The sequence below is a fragment of the Bacillus sp. FG16 genome (assembly GCF_057809515.1).
In genome coordinates, this window is the sequence record NZ_JBMDKC010000007.1 from 19,612 (window position 1) to 42,948 (window position 23,337).

29 protein-coding genes and 1 riboswitch are annotated in these 23,337 nt (G+C 33.7%); of the genes, 7 read left to right on the top strand and 22 right to left on the bottom strand.

The window, feature by feature from the left end; genetic code table 11:
- Positions 1 to 93 precede the first annotated feature (93 nt).
- Both ACODS7_RS04465 and ACODS7_RS04470 read left to right on the top strand, forming a co-directional pair.
- Positions 94 to 546, top strand: a complete 453-nt coding sequence (locus ACODS7_RS04465; protein WP_001175505.1) for an Lrp/AsnC family transcriptional regulator — start codon at positions 94 to 96, stop codon at positions 544 to 546.
- A gap of 100 nt (positions 547 to 646) precedes the next feature.
- Complete coding sequence (locus ACODS7_RS04470) at positions 647 to 829, top strand: DUF3913 family protein (RefSeq protein WP_000707107.1); 183 nt, start codon at positions 647 to 649, stop codon at positions 827 to 829.
- Between the two features lie 28 nt (positions 830 to 857).
- Here the strand turns inward: ACODS7_RS04470 and ACODS7_RS04475 are convergent, their stop codons facing one another.
- The 11 genes from ACODS7_RS04475 to ACODS7_RS04525 all read right to left on the bottom strand — a co-directional run bounded on the left by ACODS7_RS04475 (position 858) and on the right by ACODS7_RS04525 (position 10,460).
- The gene (locus tag ACODS7_RS04475) at positions 858 to 1,871 is read right to left on the bottom strand and encodes a CPBP family intramembrane glutamic endopeptidase (protein ID WP_243168083.1); all 1,014 of its coding nucleotides are present in this window, start codon (positions 1,869 to 1,871) and stop codon (positions 858 to 860) included.
- Positions 1,872 to 2,118: 247 nt separating this feature from the next.
- Positions 2,119 to 2,895, bottom strand: a complete 777-nt coding sequence (locus ACODS7_RS04480; protein WP_016082360.1) for an ABC transporter permease — start codon at positions 2,893 to 2,895, stop codon at positions 2,119 to 2,121.
- Positions 2,895 to 3,797: an ABC transporter ATP-binding protein gene (locus ACODS7_RS04485; RefSeq protein WP_016082361.1), complete on the bottom strand. Its 903-nt coding sequence runs from the start codon at positions 3,795 to 3,797 to the stop codon at positions 2,895 to 2,897. The genes ACODS7_RS04480 and ACODS7_RS04485 overlap by 1 nt, the downstream gene beginning before the upstream one ends.
- Before the next feature lie 14 nt (positions 3,798 to 3,811).
- Positions 3,812 to 4,603 (bottom strand): hypothetical protein, encoded by a 792-nt coding sequence (locus ACODS7_RS04490; protein WP_029441790.1) that lies wholly within the window; start codon positions 4,601 to 4,603, stop codon positions 3,812 to 3,814.
- Complete coding sequence (locus tag ACODS7_RS04495) at positions 4,600 to 5,298, bottom strand: ABC transporter ATP-binding protein (protein WP_243168082.1); 699 nt, start codon at positions 5,296 to 5,298, stop codon at positions 4,600 to 4,602. Before ACODS7_RS04495 ends, ACODS7_RS04490 begins: the two co-directional genes overlap by 4 nt.
- Positions 5,295 to 5,675, bottom strand: coding sequence for a GntR family transcriptional regulator (locus ACODS7_RS04500; protein ID WP_016082363.1), 381 nt, complete (start codon positions 5,673 to 5,675; stop codon positions 5,295 to 5,297). Before ACODS7_RS04500 ends, ACODS7_RS04495 begins: the two co-directional genes overlap by 4 nt.
- Before the next feature lie 215 nt (positions 5,676 to 5,890).
- Positions 5,891 to 6,859 carry a class 1b ribonucleoside-diphosphate reductase subunit beta gene (gene nrdF, locus ACODS7_RS04505; RefSeq protein WP_001203025.1) on the bottom strand — a complete coding sequence of 323 codons (969 nt, stop codon included), beginning with the start codon at positions 6,857 to 6,859 and terminating at the stop codon, positions 5,891 to 5,893.
- Between the two features lie 81 nt (positions 6,860 to 6,940).
- Positions 6,941 to 9,025, bottom strand: a complete 2,085-nt coding sequence (nrdE, locus tag ACODS7_RS04510; RefSeq protein WP_001215839.1) for a class 1b ribonucleoside-diphosphate reductase subunit alpha — start codon at positions 9,023 to 9,025, stop codon at positions 6,941 to 6,943.
- Positions 9,012 to 9,371: a class Ib ribonucleoside-diphosphate reductase assembly flavoprotein NrdI gene (gene nrdI / locus ACODS7_RS04515; protein WP_000959447.1), complete on the bottom strand. Its 360-nt coding sequence runs from the start codon at positions 9,369 to 9,371 to the stop codon at positions 9,012 to 9,014. The genes nrdE and nrdI overlap by 14 nt, the downstream gene beginning before the upstream one ends.
- 477 nt (positions 9,372 to 9,848) lie before the next feature.
- The gene (locus ACODS7_RS04520) at positions 9,849 to 10,166 is read right to left on the bottom strand and encodes a hypothetical protein (RefSeq protein WP_016082365.1); all 318 of its coding nucleotides are present in this window, start codon (positions 10,164 to 10,166) and stop codon (positions 9,849 to 9,851) included.
- Between the two features lie 99 nt (positions 10,167 to 10,265).
- Complete coding sequence (locus ACODS7_RS04525; protein ID WP_000356686.1) at positions 10,266 to 10,460, bottom strand: hypothetical protein; 195 nt, start codon at positions 10,458 to 10,460, stop codon at positions 10,266 to 10,268.
- Between the two features lie 334 nt (positions 10,461 to 10,794).
- Here ACODS7_RS04525 and ACODS7_RS04530 point away from each other — a divergent pair, with 334 nt between their 5' ends.
- Positions 10,795 to 11,373, top strand: a complete 579-nt coding sequence (locus ACODS7_RS04530; protein WP_000619547.1) for a GNAT family N-acetyltransferase — start codon at positions 10,795 to 10,797, stop codon at positions 11,371 to 11,373.
- 35 nt (positions 11,374 to 11,408) lie between these two features.
- Here ACODS7_RS04530 and ACODS7_RS04535 read toward each other — a convergent pair whose 3' ends face one another.
- Positions 11,409 to 12,011, bottom strand: coding sequence for a phosphoglycerate mutase (locus ACODS7_RS04535; RefSeq protein WP_029441788.1), 603 nt, complete (start codon positions 12,009 to 12,011; stop codon positions 11,409 to 11,411).
- Positions 12,012 to 12,100: 89 nt separating this feature from the next.
- Entirely contained in the window at positions 12,101 to 12,256 is a 156-nt protein-coding gene (locus tag ACODS7_RS04540) for a hypothetical protein (protein WP_029441787.1), read from the bottom strand.
- Positions 12,257 to 12,516: 260 nt separating this feature from the next.
- Here ACODS7_RS04540 and ACODS7_RS04545 point away from each other — a divergent pair, with 260 nt between their 5' ends.
- Positions 12,517 to 12,702 (top strand): YkvS family protein, encoded by a 186-nt coding sequence (locus ACODS7_RS04545; protein WP_016082367.1) that lies wholly within the window; start codon positions 12,517 to 12,519, stop codon positions 12,700 to 12,702.
- A 48-nt stretch (positions 12,703 to 12,750) separates the two neighbouring features.
- On the opposite strand, the gene queF is transcribed toward ACODS7_RS04545, so the two are convergent.
- The 4 genes from queF to queC are packed head-to-tail and all read right to left on the bottom strand — an operon-like array spanning position 12,751 to position 15,129.
- Positions 12,751 to 13,248 carry a preQ(1) synthase gene (gene queF, locus ACODS7_RS04550; protein WP_001986050.1) on the bottom strand — a complete coding sequence of 166 codons (498 nt, stop codon included), beginning with the start codon at positions 13,246 to 13,248 and terminating at the stop codon, positions 12,751 to 12,753.
- Positions 13,249 to 13,266: 18 nt separating this feature from the next.
- A complete protein-coding gene (gene queE / locus ACODS7_RS04555) occupies positions 13,267 to 13,983 on the bottom strand; it encodes a 7-carboxy-7-deazaguanine synthase QueE (protein WP_016082368.1) in 717 nt (238 codons plus the stop codon).
- Positions 13,976 to 14,467: a 6-carboxytetrahydropterin synthase QueD gene (queD, locus tag ACODS7_RS04560; RefSeq protein ID WP_000368414.1), complete on the bottom strand. Its 492-nt coding sequence runs from the start codon at positions 14,465 to 14,467 to the stop codon at positions 13,976 to 13,978. Before queD ends, queE begins: the two co-directional genes overlap by 8 nt.
- Positions 14,467 to 15,129 carry a 7-cyano-7-deazaguanine synthase QueC gene (gene queC / locus ACODS7_RS04565; protein WP_029441786.1) on the bottom strand — a complete coding sequence of 221 codons (663 nt, stop codon included), beginning with the start codon at positions 15,127 to 15,129 and terminating at the stop codon, positions 14,467 to 14,469. The genes queD and queC overlap by 1 nt, the downstream gene beginning before the upstream one ends.
- Before the next feature lie 93 nt (positions 15,130 to 15,222).
- A riboswitch (PreQ1 riboswitch) is annotated at positions 15,223 to 15,266 on the bottom strand.
- A gap of 206 nt (positions 15,267 to 15,472) precedes the next feature.
- Here queC and kinB point away from each other — a divergent pair.
- Positions 15,473 to 16,681: a sporulation sensor histidine kinase KinB gene (gene kinB / locus ACODS7_RS04570; protein ID WP_043936091.1), complete on the top strand. Its 1,209-nt coding sequence runs from the start codon at positions 15,473 to 15,475 to the stop codon at positions 16,679 to 16,681.
- An 11-nt stretch (positions 16,682 to 16,692) separates the two neighbouring features.
- Here kinB and ACODS7_RS04575 read toward each other — a convergent pair whose 3' ends face one another.
- From ACODS7_RS04575 to ACODS7_RS04590, 4 genes are all read right to left on the bottom strand, one after another.
- Positions 16,693 to 16,809, bottom strand: a complete 117-nt coding sequence (locus ACODS7_RS04575; RefSeq protein WP_000038355.1) for a DUF6254 family protein — start codon at positions 16,807 to 16,809, stop codon at positions 16,693 to 16,695.
- A gap of 102 nt (positions 16,810 to 16,911) precedes the next feature.
- Complete coding sequence (locus ACODS7_RS04580) at positions 16,912 to 17,445, bottom strand: DinB family protein (protein WP_029441784.1); 534 nt, start codon at positions 17,443 to 17,445, stop codon at positions 16,912 to 16,914.
- A 139-nt stretch (positions 17,446 to 17,584) separates the two neighbouring features.
- Positions 17,585 to 19,279, bottom strand: a complete 1,695-nt coding sequence (locus ACODS7_RS04585; protein WP_016082370.1) for a M3 family oligoendopeptidase — start codon at positions 19,277 to 19,279, stop codon at positions 17,585 to 17,587.
- A gap of 159 nt (positions 19,280 to 19,438) precedes the next feature.
- Positions 19,439 to 19,885 carry a MarR family winged helix-turn-helix transcriptional regulator gene (locus ACODS7_RS04590; RefSeq protein ID WP_000203336.1) on the bottom strand — a complete coding sequence of 149 codons (447 nt, stop codon included), beginning with the start codon at positions 19,883 to 19,885 and terminating at the stop codon, positions 19,439 to 19,441.
- A 195-nt stretch (positions 19,886 to 20,080) separates the two neighbouring features.
- Here ACODS7_RS04590 and ACODS7_RS04595 point away from each other — a divergent pair, with 195 nt between their 5' ends.
- On the top strand, positions 20,081 to 21,577 hold the full coding sequence (locus tag ACODS7_RS04595; RefSeq protein WP_029441783.1) for a DUF3149 domain-containing protein: 1,497 nt from the start codon (positions 20,081 to 20,083) through the stop codon (positions 21,575 to 21,577).
- Between the two features lie 98 nt (positions 21,578 to 21,675).
- On the opposite strand, the gene ACODS7_RS04600 is transcribed toward ACODS7_RS04595, so the two are convergent.
- Positions 21,676 to 21,957 (bottom strand): aspartyl-phosphate phosphatase Spo0E family protein, encoded by a 282-nt coding sequence (locus ACODS7_RS04600; protein WP_000495536.1) that lies wholly within the window; start codon positions 21,955 to 21,957, stop codon positions 21,676 to 21,678.
- A 481-nt stretch (positions 21,958 to 22,438) separates the two neighbouring features.
- On the opposite strand from ACODS7_RS04600, the gene ACODS7_RS04605 reads away from it, so the two are divergent.
- The gene (locus ACODS7_RS04605; RefSeq protein WP_029441782.1) at positions 22,439 to 23,209 is read left to right on the top strand and encodes a divergent polysaccharide deacetylase family protein; all 771 of its coding nucleotides are present in this window, start codon (positions 22,439 to 22,441) and stop codon (positions 23,207 to 23,209) included.
- The last annotated feature ends 128 nt before the right edge of the window (positions 23,210 to 23,337 follow it).

Below are 23,337 nucleotides of genomic sequence, written 5' to 3' on the forward strand. Positions count from 1 at the left end.
AAAATAAATAACGTTCACTTTACATTTCATATGAATCTTAATTTATATTTTCCCTTTACAAAAATCATTATTTTACTGGAGGTATATTTACAAATGCAATTAGACCGTGTTGATCGAAAAATTTTAAATGAATTATATAATGATAGTCGCCTTTCGATGCGTGAATTGGCTAAACGAGTAAACTTATCTGCTCCGTCTACTTCAGAACGTGTTCGTAAGCTCGAAAGCGAAGGTGTTATTCAAAAATACACAATTGATATTGATTATAAAAAGGCAGGACTAGTTTTAGATTGTATTTTAGAAATCACCTTAAAGAATGGTGATACAACACGTATGCAACAATTTATTCAGTCTTATCCATCTGCAAGTTTTTGTTACCGAGTAACAGGAAGCTTATGCTACATTGTAAAAATTTCTGTTCCTTCACTCGTTGAACTTGAAGAATTTATCAATGATGTTTCTTCATATGCAACGACAGTTTCTCATATCGTATTATCAGAAGTATCTCTTACTCCTGATATTGAACATATCTTCCCAGAAGATTAATTTATTTTTATTCATAAAATATAAAAAAACCCCTTACAATAAGAATAAAAATAATATATTATGTATTAAAATACATAAAGTTCGAGAAAGGGGCTTTACATTGAAAATCTGGTTTTATGAAAAAACGGCACAATTAGATGACTTGCTTGGTATTTGGGATAATGTTCCAACCATCCCGCGAATTGGTGAAAAAGTGGAGATTTTAAAGACGGTCCGCACTGTTACAGATATTAAATATGTAAAGAACGGTAATAATTTTCGTGTAGAAATTATTACAAATTAAAAAGTAGCTCCTAAGAGCTACTTTTTAATTATCTATTATGTGCTTTCTTTATAACGATTTTATCTTCTTCTACAGATACTGTTACATAATCACTTTCTTCTAACCGAAGCTTATTTACAGCCTCATCTGGTAACTCTATGGCCATCAATCTATCGGTTACGATCACTTGACTATACACTTCATTTTCATGTGATGCACTCTCTACTTTTTGCTCATTTATAAAACGTACTGGTGGCACGCCAACTTCTTTTACTATACGCCATTGTTTCCAAACATAAGGAATTAACCATAGTAATCCAACAACTGTAAGACCGATACCAATCCATAAATTACTTTGCACTTGTAATTCAGTAATTGAGATTGTACCACTTTCTTCTCCACCGAAAAATTGCATACTTGTTGCAATCAAATTATTTAGAGCGTGCACAGCTATATTCGTCCATATATTTTTTGTCTTTATGTATAAAAGACACATAACGACACCAAACATGAACGCACCAATAACATCAAAATGTCCTAGGCCAAAAATAATTGAAGATATAATTACAGCTTTTTTAATTCCCCATTTATGAGCCATTCGCTGTAAGAAAAATCCCCTAAAAATAACCTCTTCCATAATAGGTGCTAACACACATGCTGAAATGAAAGTAAATATCGTCATATATACGTTACTCGTATTAATAACATTTCCGTCTTCTAGCATAGTAACTAAGAAATTCGGTAACGTATGTGCTAATATGTAAAATTGAATCTGAGATATGCCAACTGAAAAAATCATCCCCATTATCGTTGCTAATACAATTAATCCCCAAGATAAACGTCCTGGCTTATCAAAAAAACTGTTAAATACAACATTATTTTTATTTGTTTTTACGTATAGCCAAAGTAACGGAAATACAAAAAATACAGTTATTTGTGAAATAACCTCCATCGTATTCTCAGAAACATTTGCTAGACTTAATGGAATCATTGTAAGGAACACCCCTATAATCATCCATCCAAAAAAACTACGTAGTCTTATACGTGAAAATGCATAGTGCATATGAAACACCCCCAAAGATAGTAAAAAATAAAGTAAAACTTGAATCAATATTTTATAGGCGTCCTTTCCTTATAAATAATTGGATAACTAAATTGCAATATGAATCTAGTTGAAATTCTTCCTATTTTTCTCAAATCATTTCAAACAGCATATCTCTTAAAATAACATATCGCTATTCTTCAAGTTGCAATCCAAGTGAAATTTATGTAATAAAAATCCCCGTTTTTACAAGCGGGGATTTCTTTTATTATAATACGTCACGTTTTTGGAATAATGCACTTGATGCTACAAGTAACACAACAAAGTATGCCGCTACAAGTAATAATGAAGTTGTAAACGTAAATTCTGTAAATGTTGGTTCCATTCCACCATTGATTAATTTATTGCTATCGTAAGCTCTTAAATCCAAATGGTTGAATACTACAAACTTCGCTACACCTTTTGCAAACATTATCAATACCATATTAATTGCACCTTGTAAGAAGAATAGGAACATCGTAATAATTAATGGTAATACAGACTTTCTAAAGACATTTGCTAGGAAAAATGCAAGTGTTGCAAAAAAGAACGGTGAAAGTAGTTGATATAAAGTGGACTTCATTACGATTCCTAACGTTAATTCTGTTTTACTACCATCCATTACAATACCGCCAATAATCATTGCAATTAGCATACCAGCTAATACGATAAATAACATTGCTAATAACACTGTAATATATTTAGAAAATAAAACTGCAAGTCTTTTTCTTGGACGGATTAACAATTGTTTAATTGTACCTTTTTGGAACTCATCAGTAATAGTACGGGCAGCAAGTGTAATCCCAAAAATCGTTGTAAATAAAACAATTAAGCCAATCTCTGAGTTTGCATAATCTAAATATGATCCCTTAAACTCATCACCTTTTCCCCACTTCAACATTGCTAAAGTACCTAAAATTTCGAGTGCCGCAATGACACCAATTAAAATATACATACCTTTTTTCGCATGCAACTTTAAAAATTCATTTTGAATTAATTTAAACATTACGCTTTCACTCCCCCAGTAATCGCTAAGAACTCATCCTCTAACGTTTTATTTTGAACAGTAACTCCGTATACAAGCACATCAGCATGCACAAGTTTTTTTACGAGTTGCGGAATGTTGTCTTTTGTTACAGATGCTACAATTACATTCCCTTTTGCTTTACCTTTAATGATTTCATTCGCTTTCTGAGCTTCATCTACTTCAAACGCTACAACGACTGCCTCATCATGTTTCACTTTTTCATGTAAGTTGTACTCTTGTACAAACTCGCCTTGTTTAATAATAACAACGCGATCACACATTAATTCAATTTCACTCAATAAGTGACTTGATACGATTACAGCAATATTCTCTTCTTTCGCTAAACGTTGTAAATAATCACGAATTTGGCGAATACCAGCTGGATCTAATCCATTTGTCGGCTCATCTAAAATTAAGATTTTCGGCTGATGAAGTAATGCCTGTGCAATTCCTAAACGTTGTTTCATACCAAGTGAATATGTTTTCACCTTTTTATGAATCGCATGCTCTAATTCAACAAGCTTTACAATCTCAGCAATCCGCTCTTTACTAATTGGAGTAATGGCCATGTTCGCAAAATGCTTTAAGTTTTGCATTCCTGTCATATAATCATATAGTTCAGGATTTTCTACAATCGCTCCAATTTGCTCTAGTGCCTTTTCACGCTCCGAGCGAATACTATGTCCACAAATTGTAATATCGCCCTCTGTCATTGAAATAAGACCTGTCATCATACGGATCGTCGTCGTCTTACCGCTACCGTTCGGTCCAAGGAATCCGTATACTTCTCCTTCACGAACCTCAAATGATAAACCACGAATAATTTCCGTTCCACCAATCCTTTTTCGAACATTCTCTAACTTTACTACTACGTTTCCCAATGCTGATTCCTCCTTTAGACTTCTAGTTTTTTATCGACTATGTGACCTGTAACTACTAGTAATATAATTGTTAATAAACAATTAAAAAATAGATTTAAAATTGTAACCTCTGTACCAGAATAAAATGATGTATTTAAAAAACCATTTTGATCTATAAATCCAATATTATTTATAGCAAACACATACTTTTCTATTTGCTGAAAAATATACGTTATTCCTCCATTAAATGCGGTAAAAATGACGAATAAAACTAAACAAGCAACTTTATTCATCGATGATTTCACATTTAATAGCTTTACAATTACTATAATAAAATAAATAGAAACTAGCATATTAAGAAAATCTAGTCCCCATAAGAAAATAGATAACATATGATGTAATATTCCATAATTATATAAACTGTGTATTGCTTGCTGAATACCTAAATTAGTTTTTCCATTGTAAATATTTAAAGAAAAATAGTATAGAAAAATGATTCCTATTCCTAGCAAAATCATAAAGAGTAGTACACAGAATAAAATATTTGCACATATATACTTTTTTGCTGAAATAGAAGTATAACGTAGCATAGAGTCTTTTAACATTTTCCGAAAAGACGATATACCTGTTAAAAGAATTGCAAATCCATTTATACCTAGTACGATAAAGAATATAATAATTATTATATCTTGCCTACCTGAAATTCTAACTCCTGAAACTCCTTTCATATTAAATAAAAGAATTAATGAAACTGTAATAAAACCAAAGTAAATAATGGCTATCTTTCTCTTATTACAATTATACAGATAAAGAAAAAGCTGACTCATTTCTCATAGGCCTCCTTAAACAGCTCATGTACTGCTTTACCCTTTTGAAATCGTAGTTCTTCCACATTTTCATGCAATATTATTTCTCCATCTTTCAAAAAGATTACTTCATCGAATATATTTTCGATTTCTCTTATTAAATGAGTCGATATAAGTAGCGTACAATCTTCACGATAAAATTTAAGTATTAGCTCAAGTACATGTTCTCTAGAAACAAGATCTATCCCGCCCAATGGCTCATCCAGTACGTATAGCTTCGCTTTTCGAGAAAATGTTAAAATAATTTGCAGCTTCTCTATCATACCTTTTGACAATGCTGTAATTTTTTCTTCTAACGGTATTTTAAATTCTGCAATCGTATCTACCGCTTTTTGAATATCGAAGTCTTTATAAAAATCTCGGTAGAAAAATAAAGCGTCTTTTACAGTCATCCAATCATCAAAGACTGGCTTATCGGACATAAATGAAACGATTTCTTTCGTCTGTAATCCTACCTTTTTACCATCTATTGTGATACTACCTTCAGAAGAGTGTTGCAAGCCTGCAATCATTTTCAATAACGTCGTTTTCCCGCTCCCGTTATCTCCAACAAGCCCAACGATTTTCCCTTCCGTAATCTCTATGTTTAATTCACGGATCACTGCTTTTAATCCGTATCTCTTCCATAAGTTTTCTATTTTTAATAGCTCTGTCATTGGCTCTCCTCCCTCTTTTCATGTAATGAAGAACGAAGAATTGTAAGAATTTCTTCTTCTGAAAAACCTAAATTGTCCATTCCATCTATAAAAGAATGAAGTAATTCTTTCGCCATCTCTTTTCGCAGCTCCATAATTTTCTCCCCTTCATTCGTTACATACCGTCCCATTCCTCTACGTGTTACAACAACTCCATCCCGTTCTAGCTCTTGAAATGTACGCTGAATCGTATTTGGATTCACTTGTAATTCACTCGCTAATTCACGGACAGAGGGAATTTTATCACCAGGCAATAAATGTCCTGTTACGATCTCTTTTTTTATGTATTCCATTACCTGAATGTAAATTGGTATATTTGGAGAAAACTCTATTTTCATTTCTTCCCTCCTTTTGTATCGGTGTACTAGTTAAATAATACACTGATACAAAAAGTTTGTAAATACCCATTTAATTACAAAAAGTTCTATCCGTTAACCGGATAGAACTTCCCAAACACAAATCGCTATATAGAAATAATAGTGTTATGTAAACAAAATTATAAAGAAAAGCTGTCTTATCAATGAATAAGACAGCTTTTCTTTATAATCCTATATTAAAAGTTAAACACGAAGTCATCGTCAGCTAACTTTTCAACGTTCGTTGCTTTTACGTAACCATTTCCTTTTACAGAGAAGAAATCATGGTTTTTCGTATCTGTACGTAAACCATTTAAAACGATTGGGTTAATTTCTTCTTCTTCAAACTTCGGCTCAAGTCCTAAGTTCATAAGCCCTTTATTCGCATTGTAACGAACGAAACGATTTACATCTTCTACAAGACCGATAGAAGTGTAAATTTCTTCTGTATAGGCCATTTCAATTTCATATAGTTCCATTAATAACTCTTGTGTTTCTTTTTGCACTTCTTGTTGCTCTTCTGCAGAAAGTTCTGCGAAGATTTGTTGTGCTAAAATACCGACGAATACGCCGTGAATTGACTCATCACGAATTATCAAGTTGATAATCTCACCACTTGCTGTTAGTTTTCCTTGACCAGCTAAGTAAAGCGGATAGAAGAATCCACTATAGAATAAATAACTTTCTAAGAACACACTTGCTACCATTGCCATATATAGCTCTTTTTTCGTTACTTCGGGCTTTAACAAACGACGATAGTAACCAGTAATAATACCGGCCTTTTTCTCAAGTAATGGATGATTGTCTACCCAGTCAAAAATATCATCAATTTCTTCTTCAGTAGCTAACGTTGTAAAGATATGACTGTAACTCTTCGCATGTACTTCTTCCATAGCTCCCATGAAAGCTAATACACTTTTAGCTTGTAAATTTTCAAGATGAACAAGTACAAGTGGCATTCCTTCGCCACCTTGTTTCGTATCTAAAAGTGTTAAACCACCTAATACACGCTTATAAGCAATTTGCTCTTCTTTCGATAATTGCACCCAAGTATTTTTGTCAGACGAAACCGCAATTTCTTCTTCTGTCCAAAACTGAGCGATGTTTTGCTTCCAAAACATTAAACTAAAATCATCTTCTTTTTTGTTCCAGTTTACCGCACGCATTAAATCGCCCCTTCTCTAAATATGATAACTAAGCATGAGCAGGGTTCAGAAAACCCTGCTCATCATGTCTCACTTTTTATATTAAACGGTACAAGCCACACACTCTTCCACGCTTAATTTACGTGTTCTCGTATAATACAGACTCTTTAAGCCTTTTTTATGTGCATAGATGTAGTAACGTGCTAATTCACGTGTTGAAATATCACTATTAACGTAAAGAATTGTACTAATTCCTTGGTCAATATGTTCTTGAATTTCTGCGATTAAATCAATTAATTTAAACTGATTCATATCGTAAGAAGATTTATAGTACCAGAACGTATCTTTTGATAAATACGGCATTGGATAATATGTTGTCGCGTTCGCATATGTTCTTGATTCGATTTGACTTACGATCGGCATTACGCTTGAAGTTGCATTTTGAACGTAACTGATTGATTGTGTTGGAGCAATGGCAAGACGATATGAGTTGTATAAACCATTCTTTTGCACTTGCTCTTTTAAACTTGTCCAATCTTCTTTTGTTGGAATATGAATTCCTTCAAATAGTTGCTGAACTTTTTCAGTTACTGGGCTGTAATCTGTCGTTTCATACTTTTCAAAGTATGTGCCATTCGCATAATCAGATTTATCGAAGTCTTTAAATGTCTCGCCTTTTTCTGTAGCGATTTCCATACTTTTCTCAATAGAGTAGTAATTTAACATCATAAAGAATGTACGAGCGAATTCTTTCGCTTCTGCACTTTCATAAGCGATTTTATTTTTTGCTAAATATCCGTGTAAGTTCATTGCTCCAAGTCCAACTGAATGAAGCTCGTCATTTGCTTTTTTCACAGTTGGTGCATTCGGAATAATCGTCATATCAGAAACAGCTGTTAAAGCTTCCATTCCCGCATGAACTGCTTCACGAATTTCTTTATTTTCCATTACGTTTACGATATTTAACGATCCTAAGTTACAGTTAATATCACGACGGATAATGTCATCTGTACCGTAATCATTTATTTCTGAAGTTTCTTGAAGCTGGAAGATTTCTGTACATAAGTTCGACATCTTCACAGTTCCAATATCCTTCAATGGATGTTGATTATTTGCATTTGATTTAAACATTAAGTATGGGTAACCAGACTCAAGCTGAATCATAGCGATTTTAATAAGCATATCACGTGCACTAATATCTAGTGGCTTCTTCTTCACTTTCGGATTGCTCATTAATTCATCATACATTTCATCAATGTCAATATCATCTAAATGCTTGCCATATTCTTTATAAACCGTATAAGGCGCGAAAACATGGAAAGGTTCGTTTTTCTCAGCAAGCTCAAAGAACTTACTTGGAACGATAATTCCGATTGATAGAGACTGAATACGGCTCTTCTCATCGGCATTTATTTTTTTTGTATCAAGGAATTCAATAATATCCCAATGGAAAATGTTTAAATATACTGCACCGGCACCTTTTCGTTGGCCAAGCTGATTCGCATATGAAAACGAATCTTCAAGCAACTTCATAACAGGTACTACGCCACTTGCAGCGTTGTCAATACCTTTAATTTGCTCACCGCGTGCGCGTAGCTTAGATAAGTTTAAAGCTACTCCCCCGCCGATTTTCGATAATTGCATCGCAGTATTAATGTTAAAGCCGATTGAATTTAAGCTATCGTCCATCTCTAACAAGAAACAAGACACCATTTCTCCTCTTCTGCTTCTTCCCGCATTTAAAAAGGTTGGTGTCGCTGGTTGGTAGTTTTGTTTTACAATCATGCTTGCGAATTGTCTTGCTTTCGAAACATCACCGCGTCCTAAGTATAATGAAACAATTGCTACACGATCTTCATAGCTTTCTAAGTATTGTTTTTGATCATTCGTTTTTAACGCATAATCTTTGTAGAACTTAGATGCTGCCATATAAGATTGGAACTCGAAGTTTTCACCATAAGCGATGTTATATACTTCCTCTACTTCCTCCAAGCTATACTCGTCCAGAACGTTGTAATAGTAATCATGTTCTTTCATATACTCCATTCGCTCTGCCACGCTATTAAAAGGAACGGTATTCTCTCTAGCTTCTTCCATAAAGACTTCTAATGCCTCTTTATCTTTATGAAGCTGATAAAAACCGTCCTGCATTTGCGTGATTTCATTATTCAGTTCAATGTGTCGCAATCTCCCGCACCCTTTCCTTAAAATATTCTACATCGTTATTTGTTCCAGATAACTCAAATTTTGATACAATAGGCACTTCATATTTAGTAGAAATCTTGTCAGCACTTGCACCGAACATGTCTCCCCAGTTACGATTGCCGCTTGCAGATACGCCTTTTAATTTTTCATTATTGCGCTCTAAAAAGTCTAAAACACGTTCTGGTACATTGCCAAAACCTGTTGTATACGTAATAAGAATAAAGTCTTCATCTATTACTAGATCTTCATCAATTTGAACGGCCGGCATATTTAATTTGTGAATGAAACGCTTCACGTTTCCTGTCATAGAATCATATGCAACTAACATTTCCGACCCTCCCTCTCAAATCTATATTCTCTATATGTTGTTCTTGATTTCTCTATATATTGTATTACGTTTCAAAATAAGACACAAGATATATGTATAAATTCTTTCTTTTTTTAAATTTTACTTTTCGACATGATAGCCGTTTTTTTTCAATACAATGACTATGAAACAACATTCTAAAACTCATGTCAATAAAGTGCTTTTCAAAAAAGTTGTCAACGAATTTAACCTTATTTTTAAAAAAGTTAACAATATATTTTGTCATAAAACGGTAGATGCTGGAGAAATATATTTCTCCAGCATCACGCAAAAAAGAACAGATATGAAACTATAATCTGCTCTAAAAAACGATTACATTTATCAAATTTACCTTATTAAATATATTATACATATACTTTCGTTTTTCGTTACATACTAAAAGATAACTATTATAGAAAAAGATTATTATTATGGAACTTCAATTTATTTATGAAAAGTTTATTCAGAGTGCTCAATACGCAAAATATCTTTTACAAATATGTGATGTGGATTTTCATCTTTATCAAGCATTGTACATACAGGAGCCTCTTCATCAAAGTATACAATCATTCCTTCTACGTACTGATATGTATGTTGAACTTGTACAGTTACTTTAATTTCTATCGCTTCTTCATATGCTCTTTTTATTTTCTGAAGCATTTTTGCTGAACATTTTCGTTTCTCTGGATACATAACCATTCCCATAAATCTATTGCCGGCTCTATCTTTCCACATATAATCCCAATGTGGTAAAATGCTTTGTTTAAAATCGCCCATAATTCCCCTCTCCTTTATCTTTTATTTATCCCACATTAAACGTCCGGTTGGTGAAGGCTACTAATTAGTGAAGGATGCCCTGCTGATCAAAATTCCCCTTTATGAACGTGGCGTTTCTGAATATGTATAAATCACTTGCCCGCCTCGCTGTGCGTTACCAATGAAATGCTTAAAGTCTTCTCTATTTACAACAACTTCTCTGAACGTATAAAATACATCTTTCGTAACAACATACTCCGTTATTTCACCATTTTTCAGCTGATCTAAAATTGTATTTGCTAATTCTTTATCCATGTATTTCACCTCTCTGCAATATTTTATTCTATCGTATATTCTATAGGTCAACAACTGTAAAATTATCCCGCTATTTGCGGGTAATCCGATTGGTGCTGACTACTAATCAGTCGTGGAATGAACAAAAAATCTTACTGATTAACATTTCACTTTATCTCGTTGTTATGCCATGATTTTATTTTCGTTATTTCGCAAACAATATCGTTTTACTATATGTCCACTAAATATCATATACTAACATAGCTACTTCTCTATATCAAACATTTCGGCATTCAATTATGCAAAGTTCCATACCACTATGCTACAATATACAAATAGAACTAGGAGGGATACTATGATTCGGAAAGCAAAAAAGACAGATGCAATGGCAATAGCTCCTTTATTGTATAATGCTCTGCATGAAATTGCTGAAAAAATCACAGGTAGCACAGTTGAAGCAGAAGTATTACTAGGACTTGAGACATGGTTCTCAAAAGAAAATAACCGTCTGAGCTACGAAAACTGTTTTATTTATGAACAAGACGAGAGTGCAGTTGGAATTATTGTCGCTTATCACGGTAGTGAAGCAACACAGCTTGACGCACCAATTGTACATCACTTAAGAGAATTACATAAAGATGAATCGATTACGTTAGAAAAAGAAGCTGAGCTTGATGAGTATTACATTGATACATTATCAGTTTCAAGTGCACACGGTGGAAAAGGTATTGGTTCTAAATTAATTGAAGCTGCCGAAATCTATGCAACTGAAAAAGGGCATGAAAAAATCGCTTTACTTGTTAATTTAGAAAACACACGCGCCTATTCACTATACGAAAAGTTAGGTTATAAAAAAGATGAAATTGTTATGCTAGTAGGCGAACCTTATGCTCATCTCGTAAAACCATTAAACGTCAAAATTTCTATATCTTAAAAAGAAAGCACACGATTTATATAAATCGTGTGCTTTTATGTTAAATTCGTATTTAATATATTTCCATCCATCGCCTCGTGAAACGTATATGTTGTACATCCCCATGGCTTTCTATGCAAAATAGGAGAACCAGACCATCCCATTGCCCTCAGCTCCGTTCCAATCATCGAATTAAAATAATTATGACCTACAAGAGCAATACTTCCATGTACGAGAGCATAACGATGTAACAGGTAAGCCGCTTGCCTTGCCCTCTCTCTTACTTCCTTATAAGACTCAACATCTTTATGGTAGCCAAGTATCCATAATGTGCGTCCAATGAACATCCATACCTTAATTGTGCATTTCAACCACTTCGGAGCAAAAAAGTATGAAGGAACTTCAGCTTCTCTAAAAAGAGAGTTTTGCATAAAAGATAAAGAATCCGTTAATTCAGCTGCTGATTGTACAGCACGCCTTTGATCACTTGTTAAGACAAATTTCGCTGCTTCAATTGCCTCTATTGTTTCTATCGGCATTTTAGCTTTTTGTATCATTGACTCGGAATCATACTGTTTCATCCATTCGTGAAATGAATTAATTGTCATCGGTTCTCTTATAAGACCTAAACAACCATGACGAATAAAAGAAATCTTCATTCTTTTCACTCTCCATTCATCACTTACGAACTCTATTATGCACTAGTTCTAAACATCATACCACGCAAGAAAAGAAAGTCATATACCTTTTACATCTCCCCACCACTATCATGTGTTATCGAAGCATGGATACTATCCATCCCATCAAAATATGTACTCGTATCATATTGACGAATCTTTTTTAAATGCATATAAGAAAATAAAAATAACATTAAAGCTATAACACTCCCCACAAATTCAAACATCATTTTACCGCCTCTAATTTCTCCCACTTCAGCAGGTTATTCTACTTTTTCATTATACCTCGATATAAAGATTCCCGCATTTTTGCTATTTTTTTCAAATAACATGGATTTTCTACATATTTTCTTACAAAAAGTGAATATTTTTCGAATTTTTACTTTGGAAACATTTACAAAGTAGGAAATATGGTTCAAAATAGGAGGAAATAAAAAAACCCAAATTTATTCTTTTTTTGGGAAAACTGTAACAAGGAGAGTTGCTTATGCAGATCGCAGAAACTGGAGATATCATCGAATTTAAAGGTGGAATGCAAGGCCGTGTTCAAAAAGTAAATCAAAACTCTGTTATTGTTGATATAACAATTATGAAGAATTTTAGAGAACTAGATATGGAACCTCTTACAGTTGTAAGTCATAAAAACTATACTGTCGTTAATCAAAATGCATAATATAATAGAAAGAAAGGGCCTGTATACTATACAGGCCCTTTCTTTCTATTAACGATTATCAATTGTTTCCGGATATAGATCGTGGTTCATCATGCGGTAGTCAGCCATTTGTTCATACTTTGTCCCTGGGCGACCGTAGTTGCAGTATGGATCAATTGAAATACCACCACGTGGTGTAAATTTCCCCCATACCTCAATGTAACGTGGATCCATTAATTTAATTAAATCGTTCATGATAACGTTCATGCAATCTTCGTGGAAATCACCATGATTGCGGAAACTAAATAAATACAACTTTAAAGATTTACTCTCTACCATTTTTTGCTCTGGAATATAGCTAATATAAATTGTTGCAAAATCTGGTTGTCCTGTTTTCGGGCATAAACTTGTAAATTCAGGACAATTGAATTTTACAAAATAATCACGGTTTGGATGATTATTATCAAATACCTCTAATATTTCTGGGCTATATTCAAATAAATATTTTGTATTTTGATTTCCTAGTAATGTTACATCTTTTAAATCTTCATCTAATCTTCCTGTCATTTTAAACATCCCTTCTCGTTATACGCCGCGTTTATTTCCCCATACTAACGCATGAAGCTGAGGCAATACTTTTGCATCATTCATCTCTTTACAATTTACAGCTTTATCAATCAGCCACTCATACTTATCTAATAATTTTTTAATAAGCATCGCATCATCCACTGTTTTTGTATCATCGTTTCCTACTTGCAGGAAAAATGGTACACCTGGATAACGTTCGTGCATCTTAACTGCATATTCAAAATCATGATCATCGAATACTACTACTTTTAAACTAATATCTTTTCCTGCTAGTTTCTGAATAATAGCATCTAACTTCTGAAAATCTGTTTTCATCGTCGAACTTGGTGGTTTTGGAGAAATTGTTACCTCATCAATTTGAAGTAACCAATCTTGCCATTTACTCCCTTGTGTTTCAATTGCCGTTCGCATTCCATTTTCTTTTAATATAGAAAGAAGAAACTCAATATTTTTCAGTAATGCCGGATTTCCGCCTGAAATCGTAACATGAGAAAAATTTTCTCCTCCAATTGCAACAAGCTCGTCCCAAATACCTTCTGCTGTCATCTGTCTAATTTGATCTTTAGCCGATCCATCCCACGTAAAAGCAGAATCACACCAAGCGCAGCTATAATCACAACCAGCTGTACGGATAAACATTGTCTTTTGTCCTACGACCATTCCCTCACCTTGAATAGTCGGACCGAATATTTCTAAGACAGGGATTTTACTCATCGAGCATCCACTCCCGTCTTACTTCCGCATAACTAGTCGGCGTCTCAAATAGACGAACAAATTCAACGCGAGCTCCTTTATATTCGTTCACTCGATTCTCTTTTGTTAGTGCTTCTGCCATTTTTTCATAAATCCAAACGACCATATTTTCAGCAGTCGTATTCATTGCTGGTAACGTTTCGTTTAAATAACGATGATCTAAATAAATTTCTATTTCATTCTTCCAAATTTCTTTTATATCTCCAAAGTCAATTGCAAGACCTATTTCATTTACATATCCACTAATTCCAAATACAACTTTATATGTGTGACCATGTAAGTTTTTACATTTCCCTTCATAACAATGTAAATGGTGTGCTGCATCAAATGTAAATTCCTTGCTGACCATTACTCTTTTATTATGATATTTGAGTTGTTTACGCTGAATATCCTTGTCCATTTTTTGCAAATTCTCTACGATGCGAAATCCAAAAAAGTTATCCATTAGTTGTTCGCTCCTTCGCGTTCTTGTAGGTACGTATCTAATCCTGCTTTACGAAGTTGACATGCTGGACATTCACCGCAACCATCACCAATGATTCCGTTATAACATGTTAATGTTTTTTCTCGAACAAACTCAAATGCTCCAAGTTCATCTGATAATTTCCATGTTTCAGCTTTATCAATCCACATAAGTGGCGTGTGAATGACAAACGGGAAATCCATAGATAAATTTAAAGTAACGTTTAACGATTTCACAAACACGTCACGGCAGTCTGGATAACCACTGAAATCAGTTTCACATACACCCGTTACAATATGACGTGCTCCAACTTGTTTTGCCAATACAGCAGCAAATGATAGGAAGAGTAAATTTCGTCCATCTACAAATGTCGACGGCAATTCACCTTCTTCATGTGTAATCTCCATATCCGTTCTCGTTAACGCATTTGGAGCAAGTTGATTTAATAGACTCATATCTAGTACCGTATGCTTTATTCCTAGCTCTTTTGCAATTTCCGCTGCACAATCAATTTCTAGCTTATGACGTTGATTGTAATTAAACGTTACAGCTTCTACCTCTGCAAACTGCTCTATTGCCCAAAATAAACATGTTGTACTATCTTGTCCTCCACTAAAAACAACAACTGCTTTTTCTTTTTTCATTTCACTCATTCTCCTTCTCTACTATAAATAAGAAGAAAGAACGTTCTTGAACTGTCACAATAAAAAAACAAAACAATACCTAAGGATATTGTTGTTTCCATAGTTTTTTATAGAGGGAGTTCGCGAACCTCTCCCGCGCGGTGCACGGAATTTCTTCTTTCATTGACACAGCTTATTGTAACATATTGTATACTAGCGTAAAAATTTCTGATTTTTCCGCTATTTATCATTTCATTTCTTTCATTTTATAGTATGATTAATTTAATATAAGCAGAGAGGAGGCATCCCACTGAAATCCTTTATTATTTATCTCTTTTTAAATATATTATTCATCCTTATTACAATGCTCGTATATCATTTATTTTGGAATCAAAAAGGGAAACGCTCTCCTAAATTAAATTCAGCTATATTCATTGTACTCTGTTGCCTCGCTACCGTACTCTGTATTACATTTGCAGCAAAAACAAATAATGGTTTTCAATTTGATATGCGCCATATTGTATTAATTGTCGGTACATTAACGGGAGGGCCTATTGCTGGTGGTTCTATCTTAGTTGTATTAAACATATATCGCTTATTATTAGGTGGGGTAGGTGTTTTCCCATCTCTTATCGGTTCTGTTATTCTATTTATTGTTCTATTATTAACATATAAATTTTTCAATCGAACTTCTAATCGTATAAAAATAACACTTGCTATTATCTACAGTCTCACATACGGATTTAGTTGGATACCCTTCTTCCTTTCAAAGGTTACAAATAAGGCTGATTATATACCGCATATTATTGTGTATGAGTTATGTTCAATGCTTGGTACAATCCTAATTTTATATTTACTACACATATTACAAACTCAAGTTCGTCTCCAAAACGAACTTATAAATGCTGAAAAATTTCATTTAATTGGTGAAATGGCAGCGTCTATCTCTCATGAAATTCGCAATCCATTAACTTCAACGAAAGGTTTTTTACAACTGTTACAATCAGATACATGCACTGAGCAGGAACGGAAATTATATATCGACATTGCCATTAATGGCATCGAACAAGCAAATCATGTTCTTACAGATTATTTAACCTTTGCCAAACCAAGCATTGAAAAAGAACAAACATTACAGTTAGAAGAAGAATTACTACATGCATTATCGTTAATTACACCACTTGCTAATTTAACAAATGTACGTACTCATTATATAAAGCAAAGCACTTCTTTTTTTATCGCTGGAGAAAAGCAAAAACTAAATCAATGTTTATTAAATATTTTAAAAAATTGCATTGAGGCTATGCCAAAAGGCGGTGATCTTTATTTCACATTAGTTCCTGATCATAAGCATATTCAGTTATATATAAAAGATACAGGAGTCGGTATGGATTCAGAACAAGTAAAACGTCTTGGCTCGCCTTTCTATTCAACGAAAGAAAAAGGCACTGGACTTGGAATGATGGTCGTATTCAGTGTTGTTCAAGCTATGAATGGAAAAATTGATATTATAAGTGAAAAAGGAACAGGTACAACCTTTTTATTAACTTTTCCACTCATACAAAAAACGTGATGAAATAATCATCACGTTTTTTCTGTTCCTTCAACTAATTCAGCAAAAGCTTTCACTTTTCCGTGCGGTTGTTGATTTTCTTTACGCGCTTTCCAGGCACGCTCTTCTTCTCGCTTCTTCTTAGACATATTTTTTCAACTCCTTCTTTTCTTTCTCCATGTAGTATTCCAAAATAAGAAAGAAAACTATGCACGTATCAAAAAAAGAAGTGGTTTCCCACTTCTTCCACTTTAGCGCTGCAAAATTGCATGTTTCGCCTCTTTTAATTGCGTAAGATGTCTTTGTTCATGCAAATCAAGAAATTGAATCCATTGATACAAATTCAGATCATTAAAAACAGGATGCTTTAATCCATTTTCAAATAGATCTTTTTCATCTATAACACTATGAAGCGCATGTAATAGTTCTTGTCGTGAATGTTCTAGTAATTGAATTCCTTGCTGTTTTTTCATTAAAGTTTCTGTTGGTTGCATTTGCTGAGGAGCTTCTCGTTTATGTGTGCGATCAAGCGTAAGTTGGAGGTCTTTAAATGGAGTCATGTTTCTTTCATTTTTTTGTAAAGCATATACAAGGGCAGACGTGACAGATTGTTCAACTAAATGCAAGTGGTGTAAAATTTGAATAATACTCCATTTATCACGGCGTGGCTTTACATTCACTTCTGTATCATTTAACATTTCAATTTCTGATAATAGCGTGCTTCGAGTAGACTGTAATGAGCTTACTAAACTTTCTAAACTCACATCCATATTAGATTGAAGCATACTTCTTTCCCCCCTTTTTGTTGGTGAAAAGAGGTGCTCCTTATTAGAAACACCTCTTTAGTATTCTGAATTTTCTTTTATTATCTCATCATTTTCCCATTATGTCGATGTTAAACATGTGAAAAAAAGCGCATGTTTTTTACAATTTTGTGTCGTCAATTGCATGTAACCATGCTTCAATTTCTGTAATAACACTTTTCACACAGCCTTCAGCAAATGGTGATGTTAAATTTGCAACTTCTACTAATTCTAAGAACGATTTACTTCCACCTTGTTGGCATAGATTCACATAATCTTCCCATGCCTCTTGTCTATTATCTCTTGCACGTTTCCAAAATTGTAGCGCACAAATTTGAGCAAGCGTGTAATCAATATAATAGAAAGGTGAACTATAAATATGCCCTTGACGTTGCCAAAAACCACCGCGCTCTAAATAATCATTATCCTCATAATCACGATGCGGTAAATATTTCTTCTCTATGTTACGCCATGCTGTCTTACGCTCTTTCGGTGATGCTTCAGGATTTTCATATACATAATGTTGATATTCATCAACAGATACACCATAAGGTAAAAATAGAAGTGCTGAACTTAAGTGAGAGAAGTAATATTTATCTGCATCTTCTTCAAAGAATAGCTTCATCCATGGCCATGTAAAGAATTCCATACTCATAGAGTGGATTTCACATGCTTCATATGTTGGCCAATTATATTCTGGAATTTCAAATTTACGACTTTCATATACTTGGAAAGCATGACCTGCTTCATGTGTTAATACATCAATGTCACCAGATGTTCCATTGAAGTTTGAGAAAATAAATGGCGCTTTATAATTCTCAATATATGTACAATATCCGCCACCAGCTTTTCCTTTTTTCGCAACTAAATCTAATAAATCGTTATCTAGCATGAAATTGAAAAATTCATCTGTTTCAGCCGATAACTCTTTATACATCGTCTTTCCATGATCAACAATCCAATCCGCATCTCCTTTTGGAGTTGGGTTACCTGTAGCAAACTCAAAGTTTTCGTCATAATAAGCTAACTTCTCTACACCGATACGTGCTTGTTGTCGCTTTCTTAATTCCGTTGTAACGGGAACGATATAATCCAGCACTTGCTGACGGTAATTAGCCACCATCTCCGCATTATAATCTGTACGGTACATTCTTGCATATCCAAGTTCAACAAAGTTTTTGAAACCTAAAGATTTTGCGATTTTCGTTCTCACTTTAACAAGCTCATCATAAATACGATCTAGTTCTTCCTCATTTCCAGCTAAAAATCCGTAGTATGCTTCACTTGCTGCTTTACGTTCGCTTCTTTCTTTTCCTTGCATAAACGGAATCAGTTGCGATAACGTTCTTTCTTCTCCAGCAAAGTCAATTTTTGCAGATGCTAATAACTGTGTATATTGCGACGATAATTTATTTTCTAATTGTAAATCTTTCACGACTTCATCTGAATATGTTTTTAAATCACATTCTGCTAGAGCAAATAATTGTTTTCCATAATACGCCTCTAATTCTTCACGAAATGGAGAATTAATGAGTGCCTTATAATATTTTGTACCATATCCCTGTACAACTGGAGAGAATTCATCAAAGAAATCCTGCTCCTCCTTATAAAAAGTATCCGTCGTATCAACAGAATGGCGAATGTAACAAAGGTTTCCCATTGTACCAAAATCGTTGCGAATTTCATTAATTGAATTAATGACTTGTTTTTGTTCTTCTACAGTTTTTGCGTTATCAAACTTCTCTAAAGCAACAGTAAATTTCTCTTTTAACTCTTCAATATTTGGGCGTTTATATTCATAGTCTTTAAATGACATGAACGAGCCTCCTCTCCATTACATACCTTTATTATAATTCAATACGTATTCTCGAATTCCCTCTTAATTTTCAACAAAATTCGGCAGTTACTACCCTGAGTTCATTGCAAACAAAAAAGCCTTGGATTTATTTATCCAAAGCTCCTTTGGAACATATTATTATTTTTCATACTTTCCAATTTTTTTTAATAGATCAAGTAATTCATCTTTTTCATCTTTCGTTAACATTTCAAAAGACTGATGTATAACTTTCTCATGCCCCGGAAAAATAGAAGCAATAAAGTTCTCGCCAGACTCAGTTAATTGCGCGTAAATAACACGTCTGTCATTCGGACATGGGATTCTCTTTACTAATCCTTTTTTCTCTAGCTTATCTACAACATATGTAATGCTGCCACTAGCTATTAAAATGCGCTCACCAATTTGCTGGAGTGGTTGACCGCCTTTATGATATAGCAGTTCTAATACAGCAAATTCAGTTGGATTTAACCCGTTACTTTGTATAGATTTATTTGTAGTATCCATAACAGAACGATGTACACGAGATAATGCAATAAATACTTTTAAAGATTGAGAAATATCTTCTCGTTCATTATTTGATGTCATACAACTTTCAACCCTTCACTTAAATTCTCAGCAATAAAAAGAAAATGCCACTTCATACTTCATGTGAATTCCGAATGAGCATTCACTCATCCATTTCCTCTCCCCTAATATATTAAGAATCATTCTTGAATAAAAACATGACAATTTTAACATAGTTTATATATAATGATAATAAAAAAAGAAGGAGTACCACATTTGAAAGTCAAATTCCAAAGCATAATTATATATATATTGCTTGTTATCCTACCGACAATAGGGATTGGTGCTACATTTTATTCGTATCATACATATAAAATGAAACAGGAAAACAAATTATCCGCTCATACAGTTCTCTTTTTATATAGAGATTATTTGGATCATCATCTTGGTGAAGCAATTTCTGCTTTAGACATGCTTGCAAAAGTTGTGGGCACCGAGACTGGTAATATAAATGGCATTAAACAAATTGTACATGATACAGATGGAAACGATGCACGCTTTTCTGGTCTATATTACGCTACACCAGAAGGGGTCATTACAATCGCATCTGAAGATGAATCAAAGCCTATAGATGTTTCAGACCGTAAATATATTCAAGACGTGCTACAAACTAAAAAAACCACTGTATCATCAGTCATTACTGATCGCGTTCTTGGACATAAAGCTATTATGATTGCTGCCCCCATATTCAATAAACAAAAGGAGCTCTCTGGATTATTATTAGCTAGTTTACGCTTTGATTACATTTCATCTTCTTTAAATGCCATTAAACCACAATACCATTTTGAGGTAACTGATAAACATGATGTAGTTTTTCTAACCGATGATAATACCGACACAAGTGATTCACATTCTAATATGCTTACTACCCCACTCCAAAGATTAAATTGGAAGGTCTCTGTTTCTCCATTACCTATTCATCAAAAAACCTTATACCAGTGGGTTGCAATAGAGTGTGTAGCTACTTTATTTTTAATGTCTATTTTATTTTTACTTGCTCAATATATGTTGTTAAAACGTCAAACAAAACTTGAAAGACAACAAAATGAACTACAGAAAATTGAATTAGTTGGAACTTTTGCAGCGAGTACAGCACACGAAATCCGTAACCCTCTTACTGGAATTAAAGGACTCGTCGCTCTATTAAAAGAGAAATATAAAGATGAACAAGATCAGTTCTACTTTTCCGTAATTGAACAAGAAATAGAGCGAATCAATGAAATTGTAAGTGAATTTCTTATTCTTGGAAAGCCAACCGCCATCATCGAACAAACATATGATGTAAGAACGATTCTCAATGAGGTAGCATTAATTATTCAATCTGAGGCGAATTTACATAACATTATATTCCATTTACATTTACCAGACCATCCTGTTCATATCCGTTGTTCGAAAGACCATATGAAACAAGTGGTTTTAAACATTACAAAAAATGCAATTGAGGCTATGACTTCTAGTGATACACTAACCATTGTAGTAAAAAACAATGAAACACACGCACAATTGCAGATTATAGATACTGGAAAAGGAATTCCACAACATATTCAAAAACACCTCTTTCATCCGTTCTTTACTAATAAAGATACTGGAACAGGTCTTGGACTTGTCATATGTAAACGAATTGTAGAGATGTATAATGGGCATATTTTTATTGACAGTACAGAAAACGAAGGAACGACAGTTCATATCGAAATTCCGTTACACATAGTATAATTATCCTTATCCTATAAGGGTAATTATACTTATCCTATAAGGGTAATTATACTTATCCTATAAGGGTAATTATACTTATCCTATAAGGGTAATTATACTTATTTCATAAAACCAGCGACAAGCATTCGCCAAAAATTATTTGATTTTCCTTCATACCCGATTTGGAAAATAGGTATTTTTATAATTGAAAACCATTTCGGTGTTTGTTTTTCTTTATAACACTGATATTGTAAAATAAGCTTGTCCAATTCTTGACTAACTTGAATTGTCTCCCTACTATTTAGCCCACTTGTTAATCCTAGTTGAATCATTTCTTCACGTTTCATATGAATATCACGTGAAAGCTTTTCTAATGTGTACTTCCTTTTTACAGTAAACATCCATATCCCCCTTATTATACTTCCATGCTCTCAACTTCACTTCTCCATTGACTTTTTTAACTACTTAATCATATGCAAATTTGAAGAATCAGAAAATTTAACATTTTCTCCCTGTAATTTACAAATCTTTACCCTCACTTTGAGAATTATTACAAATTATTCTATCTTTGTAAATACATTCGCAATAATAGACATTTTTTTCATCTTCTTTTTTTACAAATTCTACGTAAACCGGGGATTCTTAATTTTCCAACTACTTTTCTTCGACATTTTTTGTTTAATTTATATAAAAAAGCAAAACATAATGATGATTGATAAAGTGAAACTTTAATCAGTGTTTTTTGTTCAGCCCCCACTGATTATTAACATTTATCAATCGGGCGTTTATAGGCAGTGAATCTCCCACCTATCCAGCCCAATGTTGAGGTGGGAGTCTTACTACCCACAAATAGCAGGATAACAATAGAAAGGAAATATTTATATGCGAAAATATACGATTGCATTGTTCATCATTGTTTTGTTTTTACCGTCCTTCTTATTTCCTATTCAAGCAAATGCTCATACGAATAAAGTTGCTATTGTCATTGATGATTTCGGCAATAACATGAAGGGGACTAATCAAATGTTATCACTTCCCATTCCACTCACTGTTGCTGTTATGCCTTTTCTTCCTTCCACAAAAGAAGATGCAATAGCTGCCCATAAGAAAGGCCATGAAGTTATTATACATATGCCAATGGAACCTATAAAAGGGAAAAAAGAATGGCTTGGACCGAAAGCAATTACAACTGATTTAAGCGATGAAGAAATAAGCAACCGACTTGAACAAGCGATTCAAGAAGTACCGCATGCAATTGGAATGAACAATCATATGGGTTCAAAAGTAACAGCGGATGAACGAATTGTTCGCCTTATACTTGCTGCTTGTAAAAAACACGGTTTATTTTACTTAGATAGTAAAACCAATCCTAATAGTGTCGTCCCAAAAATCGGAAAAGAATTAGGAGTTCCTATTATTGAGAACCAACTATTTTTTGATGATGTGTATACAGCAGGACATATTTCAAAACAAGCCCAATTACTCATCAAAAAAATTCAAGAAAAACCTATTATGGTAGCTATCGGGCATGTGGGCCCCCCAGGTGAAATTACATCACGCGTTATCGAAACTTCTATCCCTAAAATTCGTGAGCATGCAGACTTTATTTTTTTATCTGATCTAGCATTATCTCCGCCTCCTGTTTCAAAATAAAGTTCATTACTCACATATAATCAGCCCTCACCAATCGAGCTTTTACGGGCCCCCATTTCTTTCGCTAAATTTTGAGGCGGGGATCTTACTGCCCACAAATAGCGGGACAAAAAAGTACCTATCTGTAT